Here is a 7,543-nt window from a genome sequence, read left to right as displayed (position 1 = left end):
ACCGTTTTTGATGTGGGCCCCCCGGCGGCCGGGGCGGAACAATGTACCCCGCCGGCCTTGGGGCGCCCGGGGCCGCAGGAGCGGCCTCTCAGCGCGGTCCGAGCGTCCAGCGCGGCCCCTGCGGGCCGTCCTCGATCGCCAGGCCCGACTGGTTGAGCTGGTCGCGGATGGCGTCCGCGGTGGCCCAGTCCTTACGGGTGCGGGCGGCCTCGCGCTGGTCGAGGACCATCCGGACGAGGGTGTCGACGACGCCGTGCAGATCCTCGCCGCGTTCGCCCTCGCCGGCCCACTGCGGGTCGAGCGGGTCGAGTCCGAGGACGCCGAGCATGGCCCGCACCTCGGCGAGCCGCGCCACGGCGGCTTCCTTGTCGTCGGCGGCCAGCGCGGAGTTCCCCTGCCGGACCGTCGTGTGCACGATGGCCAGCGCCTGCGGGACACCCAGGTCGTCGTCCATCGCCTCGGCGAAGGCGGGCGGCACCTCGGTGGAGGGCTCGACGACGCCCCCCGCCTTCTCGACGACCCGCTGCACGAAGCCCTCGATGCGCGCGAACGCCGACTCGGCATCGCGCAGGGCGCCTTCGCTGTACTCGATCATCGAGCGGTAGTGCGGGGTGCCGAGGTAGTAGCGCAGCACGATGGGACGCCACTCCTTGACCATCTTGGAGACGAGGACCGAGTTCCCGAGGGACTTCGACATCTTCTCGCCGGCCTTGGTGACCCAGGCGTTGTGCACCCAGTACTTCGCGAACTCGTCCCCGAAGCCCTTGGCCTGGGCGATCTCGTTCTCGTGGTGCGGGAAGATCAGGTCGAGCCCGCCGCCGTGGATGTCGAAGGCGCTGCCCAGGTACTTGTGGGCCATGGCCGAGCACTCCAGGTGCCAGCCCGGACGGCCGCGGCCCCAGGGCGTCTCCCAGCTCGGCTCGCCCGGCTTCACGGCCTTCCACATGGCGAAGTCACGCGGGTCCCGCTTGCCGGTCTCACCCTCGCCCGACGGCTGGAGCAGGTTGTCGAGCTCCTGGTTGGAGAGCTGGAGATAGCCGTCGTACGACCGCACGTCGAAGTAGACGTTCCCGTCGGCCGCGTACGCGTGACCGCGCTCGATGAGCCCGCGCATCATCTCGATCATCTCGGGGATGTGGCCGGTGGCACGCGGTTCGTACGTGGGCGGCAGGCAGCCGAGCACGTCGTAACCGTCGTTGAAGGCGCGCTCGTTGTCGTAGCCGATGGACCACCAGGGGCGGCCCTGCTCGGCCGACTTCTCGATGATCTTGTCGTCGATGTCCGTGACGTTCCTGATGAACGTCACGTCGTAGCCGCGGTACTCGAACCAGCGGCGCATGATGTCGAAGTTGAGGCCCGAGCGGATGTGCCCGATGTGCGGTGCGGCCTGCACGGTCGCGCCACAGAGGTAGATCGAGACGCAACCCGGCACGAGCGGGGTGAAGTCACGGATCTGCCGGGCGCTGGTGTCGTACAGGCGAATGGTCACCACTCCAGGGTAGTGGGCCCTGGGTAGTGCCCCGCGACCCTTGCCCCGCAAGGCCACATATTCGTGACATACGGGGGACCGTCCGCCCGGTCCGGCCTTCGAGAACGAGCCTTTCGGGCGAACGGAACCCTCCCCGGTGTCAGCCCGTACGGACGACCAGTGCCGTGGCGACCGCCATCAACCCCTCGTCCCGGCCCGGGAAACCGAGCCCGTCCGTGGTGGCGCCCGACACCGACACCGGAGCCCCCACCGCGTCCGACAGGATCTTCTGGGCCTCGTCCCGCCGCTTGCCGATCTTCGGGCGGGGTCCGACGACCTGGACCGCGACGTTGCCGACGGTGAAGCCGGCCTCGCGGACGATCCGCGCCGCCTCCGTCAGCAGCACGACCCCCGACGCCCCGGACCACTCCGGGCGCCCGGTGCCGAAATGGGCCCCGAGGTCACCGAGTCCCGCCGCCGAGAACAGCGCGTTGCAGGCGGCGTGCGCGACGACGTCCGCGTCGGAGTGCCCGGCAAGTCCGGGCCCCTCCCCCTCCCACTGCAGACCGGCACACCACAGCTCCCGCCCTTCCTCGAAGGCGTGGATGTCGGTGCCGATCCCGACGAGCGGGATCACCGGGCCCTGAGCCGGGCCCTGAGCGGCCGTCTGCGCCGGCGCCTGAGCCGGAGTCTCAGAACCCATCGTTCAGCCTCCGCCGTGCGAGAACCGCCTCCGCCAGCACCAGATCCAGCGGCCGCGTCACCTTGAACGCCTCTTCGTGCCCGGGCACGACCACGACCGGCACACCGAGCTGCTCGACCATGCTCGCGTCGTCGGTCACGTTGTCGGTGACGGTCTCGTGGGCCCGCAGCAGCGTCTCGCGGTCGAAGCCCTGGGGCGTCTGCACGGCACGCAGCCGCGCGCGTCCGGGCGTGGCCACGACCGGCTCGGGCTCCCCGGCGACGGCCGCGGGCTCGACCTCCTTGACGGTGTCGGCGAGCGGCAGCGCCGGTACGACGGCGGGGGCGCCGTCCCGTACGGCCTCGATGACGGCGTCCACGGTGTCGACGGGGACGAGCGGCCGGGCCGCGTCGTGCACGAGGACGATGTCGATACCGGGCGGCAGCACGTCGAGCCCGTACTTCACGGACTCCTGACGGCTGTCACCGCCCGGGACGACGACGAAGTCGGTGCGGTCGGGCAGCGCGTGCGCGTCGAGCAGCGTCTTCACCTCGGCCGCGCCGTCCGGCGGAGCCACGACGACGACCAGGGAGACGGCGCGGGACGCGGCCATCGCGCGGACCGCGTGGATGAGCATGGGCGTGCCGTTCAGCGCGCGGAGCGCCTTGGGGGCGCCCGGACCGAGGCGCACACCTCGTCCGGCGGCCGGAATCACGGCGGCGGTACGGGCCCCCGACGGCGAAGGGAGCGAAACGTCAGACATCGGTTCCTGTCAGGTTTGTGTGCTCGACCGGTGTGGGTATGGCCTGGGGGTACCCCCTGCTCGGCGAGCTGGGGGAGTGCCGGGCGCGACGCCTTGACCGGACCCTTCCGTGACATCCGGTCGAGCCGACTGCCCGGGTCGGCACGCCAAGTATCGGATACGCCGGTATACCGCAGGAAAGCCGATGCCGGGTGAACGTCCGGTTTACCGAATGGCGCGGGTACGAACATGCCGCAGCGCCCGGCGACAGCAATTGCGTCATCGGGCACCGCGGCATTTCATTGCGCAACTGCGCGGGCTTGTGCGTACGTCAAGACGGCGGGCGTCTCGGCGACTGAGCCGGCGTCAGGACGCGAGAACCTCGTCGAGCAGGGCCTCGGCCTTGTCCTCGTTGGTGTTCTCCGCGAGGGCGAGCTCGCTCACCAGAATCTGGCGCGCCTTGGCGAGCATGCGCTTCTCACCTGCGGAGAGTCCGCGCTCGCGCTCACGACGCCACAGGTCACGCACGACTTCCGCGACCTTGATGACATCGCCGGAGGCGAGCTTCTCCAGATTTGCCTTGTAACGACGCGACCAGTTCGTGGGCTCCTCGGCGTACGGCGCGCGCAGCACCTCGAAGACCCGGTCCAGCCCGTCCTGACCGACCACATCACGTACGCCGACGAACTCCGCATTGTCCGCTGGCACACGTACCGTCAGGTCACCCTGGGCGACCTTCAGCACCAAGTAGGTCTTGTCCACGCCTTTGATCTGGCGAGTTTCGATGGCCTCGATCAGCGCGGCCCCGTGATGGGGATAGACCACGGTGTCGCCAACCTTGAACGTCATGTGACAGGTACCCCTTCCGTGGCTATCCAGAGTAACACGGAAACGGCGTCTTCTGAATGGCGTTTTCGCAGGTCAGGGCATATCTCGGGGCTTGACAACCGCAACAGGAACGTGCTGCGAGGGGCGAGCGGAAGAGGGTATTCGCAGGTCGGAGCGGCTGTCCCTGCGGAGTGAAACGCGTACGTTACACACACCCGGAGGCCGTGACCAAGGTCTGAACATCCCGTTTTGTCCGGCTCCAAGGGCGCGACTTCCGCTACTCCGTTCGACGGACGGAGCCGAGTACGAGACGAATCCGGAATTGATCAAGAGGTTCGATGATCACTCGTTGATCCACCCCCGATGGTCTCGTGATCCATTTCCCGGAGAGCCGGGCATTCATTCCACGAAATGCGCAAGCCTAAGACCGCGGAACTTATGTGAATGACGGACGAGCGCGCGATCAAAGTAGCGGAAGGGCCCCGGGAGCAGGGTGCGAAGAACGGGGCGCACACCCGGCGCAAGGGAGTCCGCGGTCGCATGCCCCGCTCGGACCCGTCCCCACCCCCGAGCGCCCCCGAACCACCCGAGCGCCCCGGACCCCCCGGGCCCCGCAGCGGCCGGAGTGGCCGGAGCGCCCCTTCGTTCGTCACCCCTCGTACGAGCAAAGTCGGCGGTTGGGGAGGGTCGGGTGCGGTCGCGCGGGAACGGATCGGTAACCTAAGGCCGCTGACAGACCCTTAGGGCGGCTTTACACAGAAGTCGTCCTGCTTCGCCCACGTTCAAGGAGTTGCCGCCGCCGTGAGCAGCAGCCTTCGACGCGGCGCTCTCGCCGCCGCCGTCATCGCGTTCTCGATCGCCTCGCTCGCCGCGTGCGGTGCCGGCAACAACGCCCAGACGCTGGAGGTCAAGCCGGACAACGCGGCCACCTCCGTGGGCGACATCAAGGTCCAGAACGCCCTCGTCATCACCCAGCCCGACGTGAAGGCCACCGGTCCGGCGGTGATCTCCGCGACGCTGTTCAACAGCGGCACCACCGCGCAGACCGTGGACTCGATCAAGGTCGAGGGCGAGGGCACCGCCCGGATCACGCCCGCCGGCGGCAAGGGCAAGCTGACCGTCCCGGCCGGCGGCTCGATCGTCATCGGCGGCGAGGGCAACGCCTCCGCGGCGCTGGCCAGCCCCTCCGAGACCGTCCTGAACGGCAGCGTCCAGAAGGTCACCTTCGGCCTCAGCAAGACCGGTGACGTGAGTCTGAGCGCCTTCGTCGTCCCGGCGGAGAGCTACTTCTCCAAGTGGGGTCCGAGCGACATCCCGGCGGCGCCGTCCGAGGCCGCGTCCACCTCGCCCTCCGAGTCGGCCACGGGCTCCCCGTCCGCGTCCGAGTCGGGCGAGCCGGGCACCACCGCGTCGTCGAGCGCGACCGGCACCGCCACGGCGTCGGCTTCGGAGTCCGCCGGCGAGTGACGTGAGACCGCGGGCCCGCACCGGGCCCGTACGCGCTCCCGGCGGTCGTCGGTGGGCGTACCCAGCGGCAGTCGGCGTACCGGCCGCACCCGTCCGTACGCACGAAGGGCGGGACCCCTCGCAGGGTGTCCCGCCCTTCGTCGTGCTCTACGCCGCGTTCCGTGCCGCGTTCCGTGCCGCGCTCTGTGGTGCGCTCTCGGACACGCGCGCGGCGGTGGGGCCGGTCTACGGCTCGAACTTGTAGCCGAGACCGCGCACCGTCACCAGGTACCGGGGCGCGCCCGGGTCCGGCTCGATCTTCGCGCGCAGGCGCTTGACGTGGACGTCGAGGGTCTTGGTGTCACCGACGTAGTCGGCACCCCAGACCCGGTCGATGAGCTGCATCCGGGTCAGCACGCGGCCCGCGTTGCGCAGCAGCATCTCCAGGAGGTCGAACTCCTTCAGCGGGAGGTCGACCTTGGAGCCCGAGACGGTGACCACGTGACGGTCGACGTCCATCCGGACGGGACCGGCCTCCAGGGCCGCCGGGGCGACCTCCTCCGGCTCCCCGCGGCGGCGCAGGACGGCCCGGATACGGGCGACCAGCTCCCGGGAGGAGAAGGGCTTGGTGACGTAGTCGTCTGCTCCTATTTCGAGCCCGACAACCTTGTCGATCTCGCTGTCCTTGGCGGTGACCATGATCACCGGGACGTTGGAGCGGCCGCGCAGCTGGCGGCACACCTCCGTGCCGGGCAGGCCCGGCAGCATCAGGTCGAGGAGGACGAGGTCGGCGCCGTTGCGCTCGAACTCGTCGAGTCCGTCGGGCCCGGTGGTCGCGATGGCGACCTCGAAGCCCTCCTTGCGGAGCATGTACGACAGGGCGTCGGAGAAGGACTCCTCGTCCTCGACGACGAGCACACGGGTCACGGAAGGACCTCCGGGGCAGGAAGCGGTTCGTACGGGGATGTGACGGTGGTCGTCCCGTCGGGCTGCACGGACTCGTCCTCTTCGTCGAGTCCGGGCATGTGGTGATCGGTCACGCGTTCGCGGGCCGCACTCGCCTCCGGCAACCGCAGGGTGAACGTGGAGCCCTGACCCTCGGAGCTCCACACCGTGACCTCCCCGCCGTGCGAGGCGGCCACGTGTTTGACGATGGCCAGCCCGAGGCCCGTACCGCCGGTGGCACGGGAGCGGGCCGGGTCGACGCGGTAGAAGCGCTCGAAGACGCGCTCCTTGTCCTTGTCGGAGATGCCGATGCCCTGGTCGGTCACGGCGATCTCGATGTGTTCCCCGCCGGGCGCCGTCACCCGGCGGGCGGCTATCCCGACGCGGGTGCGGGCGGGCGAGTAGTTGACGGCGTTCTCGACGAGGTTGCCTAGGGCGGCGGCCAGCTGGCCCCGGTTCCCCCACAGGCTCAGGTCGGCGGTGCCGCCGGCCGCCATGGTGATCTGCTTCGTGCCGGCCTGGTGGCGGCAGCGGTCGATCGCCTCGGCGACCAGTTCGTCGACCCGGACCGGCTCGGCGTCCTCCAGGGGATCGTCGTTCTGCACCCTCGACAGGTCGATGAGCTCCTGGACGAGGTTGGTGAGCCGGGTGGCCTCTATCTGCATGCGCCCGGCGAAACGCTCGACGGCCTCCGGGTCGTCCGAGGCGTCCATGACAGCCTCGGAGAGCAGGGAGAGCGCCCCGACGGGAGTCTTGAGCTCATGACTCACGTTCGCAACGAAGTCGCGCCGGACAGCTTCGATGCGGCGCGCCTCCGTCAGGTCCTCCACGAGCAGGAGGACGAGCCGCGAACCGAGGGGCGCCACACGCGCGGAGACGGCGAGCGCTTCACCCCTCCCCGTCCCTCTTCTCGGCAGGTCCAGCTCCACCTGGCGTATCTCCCCGTCACGACGGGTGTCACGCGCCATGTGGAGCATCGGTTCGACAGCCAGTTTGCCGCCGCGCACCAGTCCGAGGGCGTACGCCGCCGAACTGGCCTTGACCACGGCGTCCGCTTCGTCGAGTACGACCGCCGAGGACCTGAGCACGGACAGCACGGTGTCGACACCCGGTGGAAGCACCGCGTCCGTGTGCAGAGAAGTGCGGGTCGGGCGTTTCTGGTCGCGCTCGCTCCAGCGGAACGCCAGCATGGCGATGACACCGGTAAGTACTCCGGCGATCGCTGCCGCTGCGGCGACCGCCGCGTTCACGTCCATGCACCCAGGTTAGGCATGCCGTCGCTCCTGGCCACAGCCATCCGAGTGGGACCTCGAACACTCGTCGCCCAGAGTTCACCCAGGAGCCAGTAGTGGTTCATTTGTGGTGCCGGAAACGGACGCGTACGGGCCTGACCGTGGGAACGTGGGGTTCACGGGTCCGTCCGGCGGTCGTA

Annotated in this window: 7 protein-coding genes; 1 reads left to right on the top strand and 6 read right to left on the bottom strand. The window is 69.6% G+C overall.

Translation table 11 applies throughout. The features are described 5' to 3' along the window. Positions 1-88: 88 nt before the first annotated feature. From cysS to ACFWBT_RS19345, 4 genes are all read right to left on the bottom strand, one after another. Positions 89-1,489: a cysteine--tRNA ligase gene (gene cysS / locus ACFWBT_RS19360; protein WP_385701786.1), complete on the bottom strand. Its 1,401-nt coding sequence runs from the start codon at positions 1,487-1,489 to the stop codon at positions 89-91. A 139-nt stretch (positions 1,490-1,628) separates the two neighbouring features. Continuing rightward, positions 1,629-2,171 (bottom strand): 2-C-methyl-D-erythritol 2,4-cyclodiphosphate synthase, encoded by a 543-nt coding sequence (gene ispF, locus ACFWBT_RS19355; protein ID WP_385701784.1) that lies wholly within the window; start codon positions 2,169-2,171, stop codon positions 1,629-1,631. Next, entirely contained in the window at positions 2,161-2,913 is a 753-nt protein-coding gene (gene ispD, locus ACFWBT_RS19350; protein WP_385701782.1) for a 2-C-methyl-D-erythritol 4-phosphate cytidylyltransferase, read from the bottom strand. Before ispD ends, ispF begins: the two co-directional genes overlap by 11 nt. A gap of 345 nt (positions 2,914-3,258) precedes the next feature. Continuing rightward, entirely contained in the window at positions 3,259-3,741 is a 483-nt protein-coding gene (locus tag ACFWBT_RS19345) for a CarD family transcriptional regulator (protein ID WP_003953493.1), read from the bottom strand. 780 nt (positions 3,742-4,521) lie between these two features. Between ACFWBT_RS19345 and ACFWBT_RS19340 the strand changes: the two genes are divergently transcribed. Next, positions 4,522-5,187: a DUF461 domain-containing protein gene (locus tag ACFWBT_RS19340; protein WP_385701779.1), complete on the top strand. Its 666-nt coding sequence runs from the start codon at positions 4,522-4,524 to the stop codon at positions 5,185-5,187. Positions 5,188-5,412: 225 nt separating this feature from the next. On the opposite strand, the gene ACFWBT_RS19335 is transcribed toward ACFWBT_RS19340, so the two are convergent. Both ACFWBT_RS19335 and ACFWBT_RS19330 read right to left on the bottom strand, forming a co-directional pair. Then, complete coding sequence (locus ACFWBT_RS19335; RefSeq protein ID WP_043441515.1) at positions 5,413-6,093, bottom strand: response regulator transcription factor; 681 nt, start codon at positions 6,091-6,093, stop codon at positions 5,413-5,415. Beyond that, a complete protein-coding gene (locus ACFWBT_RS19330; RefSeq protein ID WP_385701775.1) occupies positions 6,090-7,367 on the bottom strand; it encodes a sensor histidine kinase in 1,278 nt (425 codons plus the stop codon). The genes ACFWBT_RS19335 and ACFWBT_RS19330 overlap by 4 nt, the downstream gene beginning before the upstream one ends. Positions 7,368-7,543: the final 176 nt, after the last annotated feature.

The organism is Streptomyces sp. NPDC060027, assembly GCF_042737005.1.
Lineage (GTDB): Bacteria > Actinomycetota > Actinomycetes > Streptomycetales > Streptomycetaceae > Streptomyces.
Note: the sequence above shows the minus strand (reverse complement) of the source record. Positions and strands in the feature narration are given on the sequence as shown.